Source organism: Arthrospira sp. PCC 8006 (assembly GCF_046480465.1).
GTDB classification, from domain to species: domain Bacteria; phylum Cyanobacteriota; class Cyanobacteriia; order Cyanobacteriales; family Microcoleaceae; genus Limnospira; species Limnospira platensis.
Window position 1 is genome coordinate 1 of record NZ_PKGG01000097.1, and the last position, 17,966, is coordinate 17,966.

16 protein-coding genes and 1 pseudogene are annotated in these 17,966 nt (G+C 44.2%); 3 read left to right on the top strand and 14 right to left on the bottom strand.

Annotated elements, in window-relative coordinates; genetic code table 11:
• The 5 genes and pseudogenes from B9T16_RS14905 to ctpB all read right to left on the bottom strand — a co-directional run.
• Positions 1 to 1,373: pseudogene (locus B9T16_RS14905) on the bottom strand (hypothetical protein); the annotation flags it as partial.
• A 52-nt stretch (positions 1,374 to 1,425) separates the two neighbouring features.
• Positions 1,426 to 2,277 (bottom strand): formylglycine-generating enzyme family protein, encoded by an 852-nt coding sequence (locus B9T16_RS14910; protein WP_317270600.1) that lies wholly within the window; start codon positions 2,275 to 2,277, stop codon positions 1,426 to 1,428.
• 286 nt (positions 2,278 to 2,563) lie between these two features.
• Positions 2,564 to 2,920, bottom strand: a complete 357-nt coding sequence (locus B9T16_RS14915) for a hypothetical protein (RefSeq protein ID WP_006619003.1) — start codon at positions 2,918 to 2,920, stop codon at positions 2,564 to 2,566.
• Positions 2,921 to 3,245: 325 nt separating this feature from the next.
• Positions 3,246 to 4,502, bottom strand: coding sequence for an S-layer homology domain-containing protein (locus B9T16_RS14920; protein WP_410245127.1), 1,257 nt, complete (start codon positions 4,500 to 4,502; stop codon positions 3,246 to 3,248).
• A gap of 106 nt (positions 4,503 to 4,608) precedes the next feature.
• Entirely contained in the window at positions 4,609 to 5,892 is a 1,284-nt protein-coding gene (gene ctpB, locus B9T16_RS14925; RefSeq protein WP_006619006.1) for a carboxyl-terminal processing protease CtpB, read from the bottom strand.
• A 326-nt stretch (positions 5,893 to 6,218) separates the two neighbouring features.
• On the opposite strand from ctpB, the gene B9T16_RS14930 reads away from it, so the two are divergent.
• Positions 6,219 to 7,037, top strand: coding sequence for a hypothetical protein (locus B9T16_RS14930; RefSeq protein WP_410245128.1), 819 nt, complete (start codon positions 6,219 to 6,221; stop codon positions 7,035 to 7,037).
• Positions 7,038 to 7,052: 15 nt separating this feature from the next.
• On the opposite strand, the gene B9T16_RS14935 is transcribed toward B9T16_RS14930, so the two are convergent.
• The 3 genes from B9T16_RS14935 to B9T16_RS14945 are packed head-to-tail and all read right to left on the bottom strand — an operon-like array spanning position 7,053 to position 9,598.
• Positions 7,053 to 7,754, bottom strand: a complete 702-nt coding sequence (locus B9T16_RS14935) for a response regulator transcription factor (RefSeq protein WP_006619008.1) — start codon at positions 7,752 to 7,754, stop codon at positions 7,053 to 7,055.
• A 49-nt stretch (positions 7,755 to 7,803) separates the two neighbouring features.
• Positions 7,804 to 8,616: a sulfite exporter TauE/SafE family protein gene (locus B9T16_RS14940; RefSeq protein ID WP_317270597.1), complete on the bottom strand. Its 813-nt coding sequence runs from the start codon at positions 8,614 to 8,616 to the stop codon at positions 7,804 to 7,806.
• Positions 8,617 to 8,626: 10 nt separating this feature from the next.
• Positions 8,627 to 9,598, bottom strand: a complete 972-nt coding sequence (locus B9T16_RS14945) for an acetamidase/formamidase family protein (RefSeq protein WP_410245129.1) — start codon at positions 9,596 to 9,598, stop codon at positions 8,627 to 8,629.
• Between the two features lie 6 nt (positions 9,599 to 9,604).
• Between B9T16_RS14945 and B9T16_RS14950 the strand changes: the two genes are divergently transcribed.
• Positions 9,605 to 11,065, top strand: a complete 1,461-nt coding sequence (locus B9T16_RS14950) for a mechanosensitive ion channel domain-containing protein (protein WP_410245130.1) — start codon at positions 9,605 to 9,607, stop codon at positions 11,063 to 11,065.
• A 539-nt stretch (positions 11,066 to 11,604) separates the two neighbouring features.
• Here the strand turns inward: B9T16_RS14950 and B9T16_RS14955 are convergent.
• The 6 genes from B9T16_RS14955 to B9T16_RS14980 form a co-directional block, all read right to left on the bottom strand.
• Positions 11,605 to 11,889: a transposase gene (locus tag B9T16_RS14955; RefSeq protein ID WP_006615805.1), complete on the bottom strand. Its 285-nt coding sequence runs from the start codon at positions 11,887 to 11,889 to the stop codon at positions 11,605 to 11,607.
• Positions 11,890 to 11,940: 51 nt separating this feature from the next.
• A complete protein-coding gene (locus B9T16_RS14960) occupies positions 11,941 to 12,120 on the bottom strand; it encodes a hypothetical protein (protein WP_006615806.1) in 180 nt (59 codons plus the stop codon).
• 358 nt (positions 12,121 to 12,478) lie between these two features.
• Positions 12,479 to 15,088 (bottom strand): zinc-dependent metalloprotease, encoded by a 2,610-nt coding sequence (locus tag B9T16_RS14965; RefSeq protein ID WP_410245131.1) that lies wholly within the window; start codon positions 15,086 to 15,088, stop codon positions 12,479 to 12,481.
• Positions 15,089 to 15,144: 56 nt separating this feature from the next.
• On the bottom strand, positions 15,145 to 15,606 hold the full coding sequence (locus B9T16_RS14970) for a tellurite resistance TerB family protein (protein WP_006616880.1): 462 nt from the start codon (positions 15,604 to 15,606) through the stop codon (positions 15,145 to 15,147).
• Between the two features lie 106 nt (positions 15,607 to 15,712).
• A complete protein-coding gene (locus B9T16_RS14975; RefSeq protein ID WP_006616881.1) occupies positions 15,713 to 16,063 on the bottom strand; it encodes a carbon dioxide-concentrating mechanism protein CcmK in 351 nt (116 codons plus the stop codon).
• Positions 16,064 to 16,183: 120 nt separating this feature from the next.
• Positions 16,184 to 16,492 carry a carbon dioxide-concentrating mechanism protein CcmK gene (locus tag B9T16_RS14980; protein ID WP_006616882.1) on the bottom strand — a complete coding sequence of 103 codons (309 nt, stop codon included), beginning with the start codon at positions 16,490 to 16,492 and terminating at the stop codon, positions 16,184 to 16,186.
• Between the two features lie 194 nt (positions 16,493 to 16,686).
• Here B9T16_RS14980 and asnS point away from each other — a divergent pair, with 194 nt between their 5' ends.
• Complete coding sequence (asnS, locus tag B9T16_RS14985; RefSeq protein ID WP_410245132.1) at positions 16,687 to 17,955, top strand: asparagine--tRNA ligase; 1,269 nt, start codon at positions 16,687 to 16,689, stop codon at positions 17,953 to 17,955.
• The last annotated feature ends 11 nt before the right edge of the window (positions 17,956 to 17,966 follow it).

Below are 17,966 nucleotides of genomic sequence, written 5' to 3' on the forward strand. Positions count from 1 at the left end.
TCAGGGGGGGCGGGTTCGTCGGAGCGGGTTCTGACAATATCCTCTATCTCAACCAGATTAGTTGATAACCCGCTGCTACCCTCGTCCTGTGAACCTTCCGATGCAGRGGTGGTTAATGGTAGGCTAGGGGATGCTGGGGGCTCTTGATTGACTTCTGGGAGTGCGATCGCCTCTGAATTTGAACCAGAAGAGATGTTAAGGATATTAGACCAGGGATGTGGTTCTGTCTGTGGTGTGGTATCAGAGATAAAGTTACCAAAGCTGGGCAATTCCAGGGCTATCTGAGGCTCGCCTTGGGGATTTACCGGCTGGGCTTGTGTTTCTTTATTTACTATGGCTAGGGGGGTTTGATGAGCCGCTGGGAGTGCTAAGGATGAATTTTCGACTAGGGGTTGGTCTGGGTCATAGTCAATTTCTAGCTCCTCTGGTAATGGGTCTAAAAACTGTTCCACCAACATGGTGATGTTGAAAGAATTGCGGACTGGGGGATGCTGATCACTGTAAAAAACGACTTCTCCCAAAACTAATCGGGTTTTGCATTCAAAGGGGACATAAATAGCTGCGGAAAATGGCACAGGTAAAACTGACTGTGGTATGGGTTGGCGAACATCATAGAGAATTTCGGAGGCTTGAGGCGATCGCAAACATATCTGTAATTGAGGATTAGAAACTACCATAGACGTGATAGCTTCTATGTCGGGGTCAGAGTCCGGGTCTGATTTAATCCTAATCTGTCCAGATAGTAAAACGGCGCTACCAAACTCGACTACATAGCTATCGCGTTCTAGGATAAGTTCTATAGAAATATCCTCTGTGGTCAAATCTGCGGTTTCGTTTATGGCGATCGCTGTTTCTTGGTTCGTTTCGGGCTGAATTTCGCAAGGGTAGAGGTCTGTCAGATTTGAATCACTGGTTTTTTCTGATGGTGTCGTGGATGTCACCGACTCCACATCTGTCTGTTGTTGTAGACTATCTTCAATGGCTGGGGAATCGTCCAATATTTCCTCAGAGTCAATATCAGTGTTGGCTAGTACCTGTAGTTTCATTGTGGCACGCCAAGTATTTCCTAACAGTCCCTGCTGCAAATCTGGCGAACAGGAAAACTCCCAAATTCCTGGCTTGAGGCGAGTATAGGGGATTACCACCATTAAACCCTCTGAGTTAATATAACTTTTCAGCGTCTTAATGCGGCGCACTGGGGGGGTTTCGTCTATAGCATCATAGACAATCCTAATTTCAATTTCCTGATCTTGATGGGACCCACGACTAACAATGCGATACCGACCTTCTAACACCTGAACATCAGGAGACTCCAGGGGTAGCCAAGTGTTATCCCCTTCCCGTTGTAGTAGGAATTCTAGGTTATCCATCATTAGCACCTCTCTCTGCCAACATCCTGGGTATCATTTGCACTTGATACTAGCACTATGAGTGCTTTTGATAAGCATAAGCGATCGCTGAAACCTCAATCATATTAAGGCTTGATAAGCAGGGGCGAAAACCGTAGGAGACCGACGGGAATTCTGGAGAGGCTATCCAGCGGTTAGCACAACGACACTTATCTTGACCCGTGTCCCATGAACCTCCACGCACCACTCTTTCTTCATTGCTGTTGAGCAAATCCGCTAAATTCTCAAGATAGTTATCGTAGATTTGCTGATTATCCCACACCCTACCATCTGACGGCGCATTGTTATAGTTATCATGCCATGGGTCAGCACACCACTCAAAAACATTCCCGTGAATATCACACAGTCCAAAGGGGTTCTCATGTTGAAATTGATCAACTGGGGTGGTTTGTTGGCGGAAAACTCCCTTGCGATCATAGTAGTTAGCTATATCCGTGGTTAAGCTGTCCCCAACATAAAATGCCGTAGTTGTTCCCCCCCGCGCTGCATATTCCCACTCAGCTTCACTGGGTAATCGGTAGGCTCTACCGACTTTTTGGGAAAGCCGCCCACACCACTCTACTACATCATACCAGGACACTTTTTCCACGGGCAGTTTTTCCCCTTTAAAATCTGAGGGATACCATTTCAGTTCTCGTTGGAGTTTAGCAAAACTGGCTACTTGTTGCCATTGTTTCTGGGTGATGGGATATTTCGCTATCAAGAATGGTTCAATGGTGACTCGGTGCTGTGGTTTTTCTGTTTGATTACCCTCATTCCCAGGTGAACCCATCAGAAATGTTCCCCCAGGGATAAACACCATTTCTAGGGTGACTCCATTTCTCAGATTTTCTATGAAATTTTGGGCTTGACTTGGGCGACGACTCATTCTTAGTTGATTGTTTAATCAAGTGTATAGCCATGTTACCCCCACGGTTACAATTATAGCGATCGCCATCCCGGCTGTCAACCCCCCACCTCTCTCGACGCGCCGATTTTTTGTTAAGTTTTGTTAAGTTCGGGGGCGATGAATCATAATAGCTTTACCTGAAGGTTGGTTGAATAAAAAATCAAGCGTATAGCCATGTTGCCCCCACGGTTACAATTATAGCGATCGCCATCCCGGTTGTCAACCCCCCACCTCTCTCGACGCGCCGATTTTTTGTTAAGTTTTGTTAAGTTTTGCGACGTTTAAAGGTAAGTTTGATAGTCCCATGATCGAAGTTATCACTACAGAGGCTAACTTCTCCGTTGCCATTAATTCTGACAGACAATTCCACCTGGTCAAGCTGTATGGGAGATTTTTGGGAGTTTCCAGAGGCTTGCTGCATTTGAAATGCTTGCTGTTCCGCTTGTAGAAATACATCACCAATTACTAATAAAAATTGACTCATATTTTGCTGCATTTTGTGCGCCGGGACTGCTACCCGGTGGGTCTGTGATTCTGTAGGAGTGTCAGGGGATGTTGAGGGGGTAGGGGAATCTTGGGTAATAATCCAGATACTTTTGGGAATTTGGATAATTTCTGACATAGACCAATCGGGGATGATGGTTAATTATTAACGGAATGTGATGATTGTAGCTTAAATATGGTGGTTGATGTCTAATGATTGAGATCTGGACGGGGAAGCCGAAAAGATTGAGTTTCACTAGGTTAATGGGTCTGGTGGGGGCGGGTGCAAGATATACCAGGGGATACAAGATAGACTTTCAAAAGGCGCACCAGGGCAAAAATATCACGGTTGGGAACATCTCGAATTGGGGAATATTTAACTATTTTGGGTGTCAAAAAAATGCGTCAGAAAAATCTTATATCTCTGACGCAGGCTAATTGGTGATGTATGAAACCCACAACATTTAACGAGTAATAAGGTAATCTGACTCAATAGGTTCAGCGTCACCCGATCGCACTAATACTTGATAAATCATGACGATCGCCTCTGCTTGACTGACTGATTGATTAGGATTAAAAGTATTACGATCTCGATGACTGGCGACCAAACCCGCCTCAGTCGCCGCCGCCACTTGACCAATAGCCCAATCAGGAATTTGATCAGCATCGGAGTAAACTGTGAGAATTTCCTGGGGATTATTGGGGGTAGGTAAATCCAAACCACTTACCAAAGCTACGACGACCTCTGTATGAGTCATTTCTTGATTAGGCTGGAAAACTTCCCCTGGATAACCCCTGAGAAAACCCATTTTGGTAGCTTCTTGAATGGCTTGATTTGCCCAATAGTCCTGGGGTATATCCTGAAACCTAATATCGGGTTGAGTTCTGTCAGTTTTGAGGGATTGTTGCAACTGACTAGCAAACTGTCCCCGACTGACTGGCTGATCTGGGATAAATGTACCATCTTCTGAACCGATCGCCTGATTATGTTCAGCAAAATAAACTACAAAATCCCGCGCCCAGTGTTCCTCTGGTACATTAGCAAGTATAGTTGTAGCCGAATCTGGAGTTACAGCCGCCTCTGTGTCTGTGGTTTCTGGTGTTTCGGCGGTAGTTAAAGGTGGACTGGGAACCCCTGGGGTTTCTGTGGTAGTTGGAGTTTCAGAGGGTGATGTCACCGCCGCCTCTGTGTCTGTGGTTTCTGGTGGGGTTTCTGTGGTAGTTGGAGTTTCAGAGGGTGATGTCACCGCCGCCTCTGTGTCTGTGTCTGTGTCTGTATCTGTACCTGTGGTTGTTGTTTCCGCTTCTGTTGTGGGTGCTGACAATAAGGGAATAGTCGCCGGAGTTGACTCGGTAGTTGGAGAGGCTATTTGTAAGCCTTCTAAGTTGAGCCAGCTTAGTGTAAATCCTGTAGATTCGCTGCTGACCGTATTTGAGGGCTCAGACTTAGACTCTGGGGAGTCTGGGGAGGAGGCTATAGTGGTTGTGCTGGAGGATGCTTGACGGACTATATCAGAGACATTGATTAAACTGCGATGGTCTGAGATAGTTTCAGGTTTAGCGGAGAGTAAGCTAAAACTGGTTTTGGGTTCGACCTTTCCCAATACCCAAAAGAAGACAAACCCCATGGTTGCGATCGCCAAAATAATCGCCAGCCATTCTTCCATAGTTGGGGGTGATTGTTTCCGTGGCTGTAAATCAGCCCGATCTGATTCTGACATAGGAATTTTTTGATATTGAACATTCCCCTCAAGGTTAACTGTTCTCGATGACCATGACAATCAAAAAAAAGGGTGGCAGTTGAAATTTGGTTGCCACCCTGATAGATTAGTTAACTGCCATGGGATGAGATGGATCACCATTAAGAACTAAGATCGCCTTAGCATAGCCAGGATCTTGGTTAGTTCCAATCAAATTAGGATCACTAGCTAGTTGCTTTTTCTCTAACTGAGTCAATTCAATGGCAATATCGGGGGTGACACCTTTCTGGCTGATGTCTGTACCGTTAGGGGTATAATAATGGGCAATTGTGACAGCCAAGCCGGAACCATCAGATAGGGAAAAGACGGACTGTACCAAGGCTTTACCAAAAGTCCGAGTTCCCATAACCATAGCCCGCTTGTTGTCCTGCATTGCTCCTGCCAAAATTTCACTAGCACTGGCTGAGTTGTCGTCAACTAGGACAACGGTAGGTAGGTCAGTTAAGGCTGTATGATTGGCTCGGATTTCCTGACTTTTACCGTGGCGATCGATTGTACTAACGATCGCTCCTGAGTCTACCCACATTCTGGCGATATCAATGCTGCTGCGTAACAGTCCCCCAGGATTTCCCCGCAGGTCTAAGACAAATCCATCTACATTTTGAGCCAGGAGTTCTTTAATGGCTTCTTGCATCTGTTCAGCCGCATGGGAGTTAAACTCCTGTAGTTGAATATAACCAATCTGGCGATCGCCTTCTGTATTGAGGCGATAACGGACTGCTTCTAGTTCAATGCGAGCGCGGGTGAGCGTCAGGTCAAATTGTTCAGCTTCATCGCGGCTGATGGTTAAAGTGATGGAAGTTCCCACCCGACCCCGAATTTTCTCGGCCGCTTTTTCTACGGTCATCCCTTCGGTAGACTCGCCATCAATGGCTACAATGCGATCGCCTGATTGAATTCCCGCCGACATCGCCGGGGAATTTTTAATAGGATTAACCACTGTAATTTGGCGAGTTTTCTCATCCAAAGTCAGTTGCATTCCCACCCCAGACAGTTCTCCCGATGTTTGATTGGTGAGGCGTTCGTACTGTTTAGGGTCCAGAAATCGGGTATAAGGATCGTTGAGTTTTTCTAAGGCTTTACGCAGTTCGCTATATGCTTCTTCTGGGGAGGAATATTCTTTACTGAGAAGCTGTTGGCGCACTTCCAGCCAGTCGATCCGGTTGAAACTGGGGTCTACATATTCTCGATTAACAATTTGCCAAGCCTCGTCAATGATGGCTTTTGGACTATTTTTTAAGGTAGCATTTACTGAACCACTGAGCCCTGGAATTGTTAAAGCGGAAATGGTGACTATGGCTCCACTTAAAACGGCGCGCAAGGGGGAAAAAGGTCTAGTAGCTTGATTCATCTAATCTTCCTCTGGCTGGATTCTCTGGCTGGATGCCTAAACGATATTTTCATAGGGTAGCAAAAGCCATCCCTATACAGTTGACATTAAATAATAGTCGATAGCTTGAAAATACACCTAGTTTAAGGTATGTTAAAAGTCAGCTATCATAAGGCTGTTGTCCAGGTATGATACCCGGCTAATGTGATCATGATACTGGATTTGATGATGATACCGAACTCCGGGAGCGATTGTGCGTCTGAAGACATTATACAAGCATAATTTATCTATTGTCATCTTTTTGTACAATAAGTTTTAGATAAATTTTAGATTTGGGGGAACCTCCCATGTCATCTTTGGTTGTGAAACGGTTTGAGGGTCTTTTTCCGGCGGCGATCGCAGTTGTCGCCCTAGGTGCTATCATTGGGGTGCAAATCTATGCACCGGGTGGGGCTAGGTTAGGCGATCGCTTTTCTGAGGAAAACGGCCCGCAGTTGACCCAATCGGAAGCAGAAAGGGAAGAGCAAAGACTGGCTGCTAATCTCGAGATTTTAAAAAACTTACCCAGTTTAGGGTTTGATAACCTCCTTGCTAATTGGGTATTTCTGAACTTTCTCCAGTATTTCGGAGATAGGGAAGCGCGGAATTTGACGGGTTTTCAACTCAATGACAATTTTTTTGATGTGATTTCCCGCCTCGACCCTAGATGGATAGATATGTACTTATTTTTATCTACCGCTGTTGGTTATTACCAAGCTCAACCCGAACTTTCCGTAGAATTGATGGGGCGGGGAACTAGGGCGCTGTCTCCAGAATTCCCCGGTGCTTGGCGATTATGGCGGTTAAAGTCTCTCGATGAACTATTACTCCTGGGCGACATTCCCGCAGCCGTAGAATCCCTAGAAACCGCCTCTGAATGGGCACAAGCTAGTGGATATGAGCCAGCAGCAAACCTATTTCGGGATGCGGCTAACACACTGCGGGACAATCCCGATAGTGTGCCGATACGGATTAACGCCTGGCTAACAGTATACTCGCAAACTATGGATACTTTGGTTAGGGAGAGGGCGCTAACGGAACTGGAAGCGTTGGGGGTGGAAATACAGGAGGGAGAAGACGGAGAGTTAAGATTTTTTGTTCCCCCACGACCAGAGGCGGAAAATTAAGCATCTGTTGAAGTTTTAGGGGTTGTCCTCGAATTTGTAGCCAACTCCTGTTACGGTTTTGATGAAGGTGGGATGAGATGGGTCAGGTTCGATTTTTTTCCGTAGTCGAGCTACATGGGTATCGACTACTCGCTCATCCCCAAAAAAGTCATCTCCCCATAATTTATCGATTAATTGGGTACGACTCCACACGCGACCGGGATAACTGAGGAAGGTGGCTAATAAGTTAAATTCTAAGGTGGTCAGGTCTAAGGGTTCCGTATTACCATGGTTTTGAAAGTTGGCTTTCCTTTGGTCAATATCAACGGTAAAATGAGGGGTTTGGTGAGTTTGGGTCTGTCCTCCCTGGCGCAGACTACGACGCAATAAAGCTCTGACTCTGGCTACTAATTCCCTAGGACTAAAAGGCTTGACCATATAATCGTCGGCTCCGGTAGACAGACCGACTATGCGATCGATTTCTTCTCCCTTGGCGGTTAACATTAAAATGTAGGGGTCTTTTTGTCCGGGTTGTTGACGAATGCGAGCGCAGACTTCTAAACCGTCTAAACCGGGAAGCATGAGATCGAGAATAATTACATCTGGTCGTTGTTGTTGAAATATCTCTAATGCGCTTAGTCCATTCTGGCTAATTTGACAGGAAAACCCTTCCCCCTCTAAGGTACGACGGATAAGGAGTGCAATTTCTGGTTCATCTTCGACAATTAAAATATTCATCGGTTTTTGCTCTCCTGATGTTGGCACAGTTTACAGGCTACCATAAAGGTCAAAGACTAGCCCGCCAAAACATATATATTGATAGTATTCCTAAAAGTGTACGAAAGGCTAAAGTGACGATGCGATCGGGTAATTTTGGTAAAAATCGGGTGCTGATTTGTACTCCGACTAATCCTCCTAAACCTAACATCATCCCCTGTATCCACAGCACATTTCCCTGTATAGCGTGTCCGATACAAGCGGAAGCAGCAGTTATAATAATTACGCCGAGGCTGGTTTGAATAGAGACTTTAATGGTTTCCCCTAAGAGGAGAATTTGCAGCGGAACAATAATGACACCGCCTCCTACTCCAAAAAGTCCGGCTAGGAGTCCGGCGAGACTCCCGGTAATCATAAAGGCTAGGTATGGGTTCATGGTTTTGGGGGGCTGAGGAGAAGTTGAGTTAAGTTGTTCATCTAGTTGCTTTTTGGCGATGATATCTTGGCGTACTTTGATTAAGTAAATATTCAAAAGCAGTAAACATCCAAAGCCGAACAACAACCAAGATGAGGGTAATAAATTGGCGAGATAAGACCCAATTATGGCAGTAATTACGGCAGGAAATCCAATTAATATTACGCGCTTAACTCGCAGAAAACCCATGCGCCAATTTTGGATGCTTCCTGATATGGCGGTAATTAGTACCGAGAAAATACTGGTGGCTACTGCTTGATTACTCACATAGCCAAGGGTGACTAAAATTGGCACTAATACTGTTCCGCCTCCAATTCCTAAAAATCCGGCTAATATTCCAGCGAAGAGTCCGGCGATCGCTAGGGTTAAAAGTTCTGTTGGGGATAAGGATAAGAATTCCAAAATCATTAGTTAAGGATTAGTTAGGGGGAAATGGGAAAGTTTCTGGTAAGATGGATTTGGCGATCGCACCATGAACTCCTTTTTGGGGGGTGTTCACTACTTGGGTAATGCGGAAGTCAACCGCTAGGGAACAGAGGATATAGGCTTCTTCTGGCGAAATTCCTAGGATTTGTACTAATAGGTTAATGGTACGTTCTAGGGTAGACTGAAAGGCATCGTCAAGGGTATGACCAAAACCCATGGTGATTATATCAGTTGCGGTTTCTGCTAGAGGGACATCTAGGGAATAGTTTTTGTGCAGAATAATTTTAATTGTGCCATTCATGGAGGTTTCGATCGCTGTGGTGTTGACTTCGCCGCCTCCCTGCGCTGCGTGTCCGTCGCCAATGGAAAATAGACCACCGGGAACCAACACGGGAAGGAAAATACGCGACCCAGCTTGTAATTCGGGGTTATCGATGTTTCCCCCATACACTCCTGGAGGTATGGAAGACTGGGGGGTTTCGCTGGCGACTCCTAAAATTCCGAAAAATGGGCGCAGGGGAATTTTTACTCCACTTTGGGGGGGAAATTCAGCTAGATTTCGGGTAAGATCGAGGTTGATAAATCGCAATTTCGGCTGGCTAAATCGTTGCGGTAGGGCTCCCCAACCGGTTCTGATAGCATTAAACCCTACATTTAAACGGGGGTAAATTGACTCTAACTGAACTTCTAAAATATCTCCCGGTTGGGCGTTTTGGATGTAAATAGGACCGGTGAGAAGGTGAGGACCAGGACCGACAATTCGTTCCGGCGACAAGCGGCGACAAAGTTCGATAAATTCCGGGGTCAAAAATCCTTCTGGGGCTTGATTATAAAGGTAATAGCCTGTGTAGGTTTCTACCTCAATGCGATCGCCTGATGCGATGATTAAGGCGGGCTCTAGTTTCCGAGAAAAGCCTCCTACATGGGTGGTGTTGACTGTGGCTTTTAGAGTATGATTAACCATGTTAATATGAACATTATTCAGGATTTGATAGGTTTCTTTTGGGAGGCATTCACTCGACCGATAAAGTTGGGTGAAATTTATCTTTCCATTCAGTTGATTGTGACAGTGATTTTGGCTTTCTTTGCCATTTTTTTAGTGTGTACCTTTCTGAGTAATTTACTGAAAGATAAGATTCTTGTCAAGTTAAAGTTTGATGAGGGTAGCCGAGAGGCGATCGCCACCATCTTCCGCTATTTTACCATTACTATCGGCTGTTTACTCATTCCCCAAGCTGCAGGAATTGATATGAGTTCCTTTACTTTCCTCGCTGGTGGTTTAGGTATTGGTTTGGGTTTTGGTTTCCAGGGACTCGCCCAAAACTTTGTCAGTGGTTTAATTTTATTATTAGAAAGACCTATTAAAGTCGGCGATTATATTGAACTTGATAAATTGGAAGGAACTATTCGCAAAATCTCCATTAGGTCTACTGTAATTGTGACTAATGATGATATTTCGATTATTGTTCCGAATCAGATTTTAGTGAGCAATAAAATCATTAACTGGAGTCATGGAAATGTACTGAGTCGCATTCATATTCCGGTGCGAGTCGCCTATGGAAGTGACCCAGTTTTAGTCACCGAAGTTTTGTTATCCGCCGCCCGTCAAGAACCGAGGGTATTACGGCATCCCAAGCCACAGGTTTGGTTAAGAAATTTTGGCGAAAATTGTATAGATTTTGAACTGTTAGTTTGGATAGAACTTCCTAAAGCTAGGCTACCTATTCAAAGCTCTTTAAATTATATAATCCAAAGCAAACTGTATCAAAATAATATCAATATTCCTATCGCCCAGCGAGACCTATGGATTAGAAATACTGAGGAACTTAAACAGGTATTTGCACCAATTATCGCCTCTTCCCAGTCCGCCAAAATTAAAGCCGCCGAAACTACTGAACAGCAGGAATTAGAAAGGCAAAATATGTCACTAAAAGCATTATTGCGGAAGGTGGTTTATTTTGAGGGTCTGAGTGATTTAGCATTATTAGGGTTAATTGAAATGGGATACCGAGAAACTTTCGCCCCTCATCAATTTATTTTCCATGAAGATGATCCAGGTGATGCTTTTCATATTATCTTATCTGGGGTGGTGGAAATTTTAGCGGAAAGGGCTAATAAGCATATTCGTGATTTATCAGCGGGGGATTTTTTCGGGGAATTAGCATTAATTATGGGGATACCTAGGACGGCGGCGGTCAGGGCTAAGGAAACCACTATTTTGTTTGTGGTTAGTCGTGATGTATTTCAGCGCTTTTTAGGTAGTTATCCCCAGGTAGCAGACCAAATTGCCGAGAAATTAGCTGAACGAAAAGAGGAGTTAGTACAACGTCAAAAAATGCTCCGAGAACTGGGTATTTTAGGGGATGAGGATTTAGATAATAATCCCTTGGTATGGATTAAGCAACGCATGAAATCCCTCTTTGGTATTTGATATAAAAGCATCTGTAGGGGCGGGTTCACCGGGCTATATGGTAGTAACAAATAAACCCCATAAACCCGCCCTATCCCCACCAGAAAAAAGCATCTGTAGGGGCGGGTTCACCGGGCGGGCTATATGGTAGTAATATATCAACCCCATAAACCCGCCCTATCCCCACCAGAAAAAAGCATCTGTAGGGGCGGGTTCACCGGGCTATATGATAGTAACAAATAAACCCCATAAACCCGCCCTATCCCCACCAGAAAAAGCATCTGTAGGGGCGGGTTCACGGGGCTATATGATAGTAATATATAAACCCCATAAACCCGCCCTATCCCCACCAGAAAAAAGCATCTGTAGGGGCGGGTTCACCGGGCTATATGATAGTAACAAATAAACCCCATAAACCCGCCCTATCCCCACCGGATAAACCCGCAATATCCCAATTATATATTATATCATACCGGCTGGCTTTTGATGATTTATGGGTGGGTGGGGGCGGGTTTATGACAATTCCGGTGGGGAAGTTTGATTGACTGCGGAACCCGCCCCTACGGGCTGGTAATGTTTTTGGAAATTGGAAATTTCTGGGATGGGTGCATTTCGTCAGTTTTCCAATTATAGGGATTATTTACAATATATTCCCGAATTTTTTGTAATGTTTTTTCGTCCCTAATAATATGTTCATAATATCCCCTTTGCCATACAGGAACTTTAGAAAGCGATCGCAATTGATTAATCCTACGGCTAGAAAAAGTTTTGAAACCTTGAACAACTTTTGAGAGAGTATGGCTGTGGTCTGTTAAAATAATAATGCCATGAATATGATTAGGCATAATCACAAAGCTATCTAACTCAAGTGAAGGGTAAACTCTGGTTAGATTAAACTAATTAAATTTAACTACTTCACCATAACAATTTAGGATTACAGTTTGGTCTTTAATTTCACCTAATAAGCATTGTTTATGATAAATACAAATTGTGACAAAGTATGCCCCAGGTTGACTGTAATCATATTCTCGGAGACGAATTGATTGGCGGTTATGAATATCAGGATTGTATTTCATATTGATAAACCATCACAAATTATCTGTAGGGGCGGGTTCACGGGGCTATATGATAGTAACAAATAAACTCCATAAACCCGCCCTATTTACACCGGATAAACCCGCAATATCCTAATTATATATTATATCATTCCGGCTGGTGGTTGATGATTTATGGGTGGGTGGGGGCGGGTTTATGACAATTCCGGTGGGGAAGTTTGATTGACTGTGGAACCCCCCCCTACGGGCTGGTGGTTGATGATTTATGGGTGGTGTGGGGCGGGTTTATGACAATTTCGGTGGGGAAGTTGAATTGACTCGAGAATGGGAGGATTTTTGTGTTAATGATAATTGCGGTTTTTGATATGGTAAGTTAAGGCTATATTCCTAAAGTTTTAGCAATCCGATCGCGACTTTTTGCTAAATGTGCTATACTGTAAGCATCTAGTCGATCGCCACGACGTTTTACTAGATAATCTAGGGATTCTTCTAATTGCTTAAACTGAAACCAGGCTAAGGTCTGTGCATCTTGGGGAGCGGGGGTATTTCCTAATACTATATTAGTCATTAAATCCAGATAAACTTGTTGCAGGGAACGACGCACTGGACCAATAGATATTTGTTTTTCGCTAGTCCATAGTTCCGACCAGATGCTATTTGTTAGCATTTCCAATAATTCTGGTATGGTTAAAGCATTACCGGGAGAAGTTTTAAATTCTAAATCCCGTAAACGAGTTAGCCTCGCTGGTGAAAGTAGTTCAGATAAAATTCGACTTTGCACCCACAAAATGCGATCGCTAATCGGATAATCTAAGGACGCAAAACGATTAGGATTTCCCCAATCAGACCATCGAGAAGGAACTAAGCGATTTAACAAGTTCGGAGAAAAATTAAAAGCATCTTCAGCAAATACATATTTGGCTAAAAGTTTCAAAGCCTCCCTTTGCTGAGTGACTGAAATTGGTTCTAAAGGTAAAGAACCGCCACTATTACCAATGCGATAACGATGGAAAGACTGACCCCCTATATATGGTATGGCATTAGCTGCATTATTAGCATAATAACTCAAAATTATATTAAAAGCTGTCAGCAGTTGGTCAGATTCTTGACTGCTGGGAAATGAACGGGTTTCTAACCTATCCCATATTGACCTGGCATTGTCTAATTGCCATTGAGAATAGCGTAACATCTCACTACTGAGATCCCATGGTAGCGCCTCGGGGTCAAGAAAAATTCCCCATACATCTTCATCGGTTGCAAATGCTAGATCTTGAGCAGTTGCCTGTGCTACAATTTCCTGCAATTGGCGAGACTCTAAATAAGGTGTATGTTCTAAAATAGGTTGATATCCATATTGAATCGCCCAGTCATCATAAGCGCCTAACACTACGGGAAAATAATCGCCCTGGGGTTGTCCTGGGGGGGCTAAATTAACTGGTAAATAGTCCATTACTGAGGCGGTCATTCCCCTAGTCCGGGTAATATCGCGATCGTTTAATTCTTCTGGTGTTAGCATGGTACTACCTCGGAAATTGTGTCTTAACCCCAAAGTATGACCAATTTCATGGGCGGTTAAATAACGCAAATATTGATTAATATACTCATCTATAGAATCTTGGTGAAACCTAGGATTCACAGACATGGCGATCGCACCAATAGCCAATTGACGAGTAGATTCTACCTCAAAACAAAAATGCTCCAATGCTATTAAATATTCCTGATTATTAGGGGTGGGTTGTTGCCAATTTCGCCCTAATAAACCATCATGACATTGTGCATAACTACCCTCGACTAAAATTTCCTGTCTTTGTCGCAAGCTGTCAATGGCTTGACTTTCAATCACCATATCTGCATCTAAAATTTGACCTGTTAAAGGGTTAACATGGGAAGGACCATAACCACTGAAAGGAGAGTTAAAAGATGTAGACCAGCGAATGGTATTATAACGGACATCGGCGGGGTCCCAGGTAGCATTATCCGGCATTTGTCTAACTTTGATCGCATTGACAAAACCCACCTTTTCAAAGGCTTTATTCCACATTAAAGCCCCTTCTGCAATRGCTTSACGGTATGCTAAAGGAATCGTATTTTCTAGCCAAAATACAATGGGTTCTACTGGTGCTGACAAGGGCGCACTAGGGATTTTTTTTTGTAAATTCCAGCGGTTAATATAGCGCACCATTGCGCCTGGTCTGCTGGGGTTAGAAACATCCCGATAGATAGTTGTAAAATAGCCGATTCGTTCATCAGCTAGGCGAGTTCGGTAGCTGTGAACATCAGGAAGGGCGAGAAAACTGTAGCGAATTTTTAGGTTAAATGCGCGCCTATCAGAAATAGACGGGCTATCAGGTACTAGGTTTCTCCCCACTGCTGTAAACCCTAATACTGATGCAACTTCAATATTATTCGGAAAAGCCTTGAGACTAGAAATATAGGATTTATCCGCATCAAAATTGTAGTTATTTTGTAAACTTAATACCAGTCGAGAAACGACTCCAGAAAATTCATTATTTCCTACTAAAACTGGGCTAAAATCTACTAAAATACTCTGTCTGTCAGAGTGGGTAGCCATGACGGGTAGGGAGTATAAAACTGAATCCCTAAAGGCACGTTCTATGGCGGCGGCTTGCGGTTCTTGAGGATTAATCCTAAAGTTGATATTAGGAATTAATAATTCTACTCGGTTGGGAACAGAACGCAGTTTAAATAGGAAACTTCCTAAATCTTGACCACTCCAAAAGTTACTATTTTCTAACCCAGACTCCAGGCTAATAAAACACAGAAAATTTTGCTCAAGCTGTTGGGGTTGAATTTCCAGATAAACCTGTCTAGTTTCGGGTTTGTGATAGAGAGTAAACAACCCGATAAATTGTTCTGTACCCTGGATGATACTATCAAAATCAGGGGGTTGTGTCTGTTGCTGGGATATCTGAAATGGAGCGATCGCCCCTCGGTTGGGGATTTGTGCGATCGCCTGAGTCAACCCCATTGTCACTATGACAAATGAGATCACAACAATTATCAGATATCGGCTTAATCTTCTCATTAACCATTAGGTGTTCTGAGATCGTATTGTTCTAATTTCTGCTCAAAAATCTCAGACGCTTGTTCAGCAGGTATATCCAACATTTGCCACAAATGGGTCAAAAACTCTCGTTCTTTAATAGACAAGACCCCATCAACCAATAACAAATCGCTAACTACTGTAAACACAGTTTCCTGAAGTTGTACAGGTAAAAACTCACGAGCGATCGCCAATAGAGAGTAAGTCCCCTTGAGGGATAGTAACTCAAATAACTTCTCGACTAAATTAGTGAGTTTTTGCTCTGAATATCCGTTAAACAGGGGAAGTTCCGACAATAAAACTATAATCCGTTCCCTTTCCTGGGCGCACAGATAGCCGTCAGCACAGATAGCACTAACAGCCATCGCCGCAAACGCCTCCGGGGTAGACAGAGAAATCCGTGTTTCATCCTGTCCTTTAAAGATTTTGTTGAGTATGCTCATCAGAAACCCACTCTCTCAACAACGAATAAAGGGTTCATTGTAACACAACTTATATTTTACCATTGCCCCCTACTCCGTGATTCCCCCGGAGCAAGGAGCCTGTCCATTATCGTGCGTTACCCCTAGGAAGAGTCAAACCCTCAGCCGCAGCTCGATATTCTTCCACCGCGTCGCTAAAATCAATAGGAAGCACAGCCACGACATTTTCATGAGGACGGGGAATAATTACCCAAGTTTCCAAAGCCCCCCCATATACCTTCTCTACCGCTGCAATACCAGCATCCATAGCGGTTTTCACCTCGGAAACATCTCCTCGTATCATCACCGTAAACCGAGCGCTACCCGCCCGAATATAGCCCACTAGGGTGACACGACCTGCTTTAACCATTGCATCTGCTGCCGCCAAAATTCCTGGAAACCCCTTCGTTTCCAGTGCGCCCACTGCTTGTTGTGACATCGAAACTCTCCTGAGTGAATAATAACCCGTCGCTGCACCTCAAAACTTGATTCCAGCGACAATTGTTGACAAATTTACCAGAATATGCTATATGTACATACTCCCAACCTGAGCGACCAGTTAGACTCGGAAGGGTTCGCTCTTGGGGGTATGGTGAATAGGAAGAACATCAACAATATTAGGCGGAGGGTTAGGAATGGTGTAGTGAGTAATAATCGTACACCCAAAGGTATTTTGAGCCGCTGCAATACCAGCCTCCATTGCGGGCTTAACTTCCGAAACTCCGCCCCGAATGGCGACCATAAACTCTCCCCGTTCTGCTAAATCAAAATAAACCAAAGTCACCCGTCCAGCTTTAACCATTGCATCAGCCGCCGCCAGTACACCTGGAAAACCCAAGGTTTGAATTACACCCACCGCCTCTGGCATGGAATGTCTCCTCGCTCATTGATATTGCTCAAGCTAATTTTACGCCGAAAATAGCACTTAAACATACTATTGGTTTAGAAAACTTTAGGAACAGTGGACCGCCCAGTGATGATGGTTAACTGTCACCAGACCTCTGGTTCCCGATTCCCGATCGCTGGTATATATAAAATTAGATGGGTTAAGGGACAGACAAAATGGCCACAGGACGTATAGCAGAAATTTTGCGGACAGGTAAACCCGGTGAAGCGGTAACGGTTCAGGGTTGGGTGAGGACTAAACGGGAACTGAAGGAGTTTACCTTTGTTGAGGTTAATGATGGGTCTTGTATGGCTAACCTTCAGGTAGTCCTCAACCCCGATTTAACAGATTATGCAGCAATTTTACGACAACTGAACACCGGCGCATCGGTGGAAGTGGTTGGGGAAATTGTCTCCTCTCCTGCGAAAGGTCAACGTATTGAACTCAAGGCTGATACTGTACGGGTCTATGGTGAGGCTGACCCTCAGACCTATGTTTTGCAGAAGAAGCGACACTCTTTTGAGTTTCTACGCACGATCGCCCATTTGCGATCGCGTACTAACACCTATGGCGCAGTCTTTCGGGTTCGGAACGCCTGTGCGGCGGCGGTTCACCAATTTTTCCAAGAAAGAGGCTTTCTGTGGATACATACCCCTATTATCACCGCCAGTGACTGCGAAGGGGCGGGAGAATTATTTTCCGTCACCAGTTTAGATCTCAATAATCTACCCCTCACCGATACCAAAGCTATAGATTTCTCCCAAGACTTCTTTGGAAAACGCGCATTTCTTACCGTTAGCGGTCAACTAGAAGCTGAAATTATGGCTCTGGCTTTTGGCAATGTTTACACTTTTGGCCCCACTTTTCGGGCGGAAAATTCTAATACTTCTCGCCACTTAGCCGAGTTCTGGATGATTGAACCAGAAATGGCTTTTTGTGACCTTGATGGTAATATGGACTTGGCTGAGGCTTTCCTTAAACATATCTTTAAGTCCGTTTTAGAACAATGTCCAGAAGACCTGGAATTTTTCAACCAAAGAATTGATAATTCCGTCTTGGCTACGGCTGATAATATTATCAATAATGAATTTGAACGCATTACCTATACCGAGGCGATCGCACTACTGGAAAAAAGCGATCGCACCTTTGAATATCCCGTCAGTTGGGGCTTAGACCTACAATCCGAACATGAACGCTACCTAGCTGAAGAACTCTTTAAAAAACCCGTAATTGTTACCGACTACCCCCAGGAAATCAAAGCCTTTTATATGCGTCAAAATGAAGACGGAAAAACTGTCCGCGCCATGGATGTTCTCGCCCCAAAAGTTGGCGAAATTATCGGCGGTTCTCAACGGGAAGAACGCTTAGATATCCTCCAAAAACGTATGGAAGCCTTACAAATTAACCCCGATGAATTATGGTGGTATTTAGATTTGAGGCGCTAGGGAACTGTTCC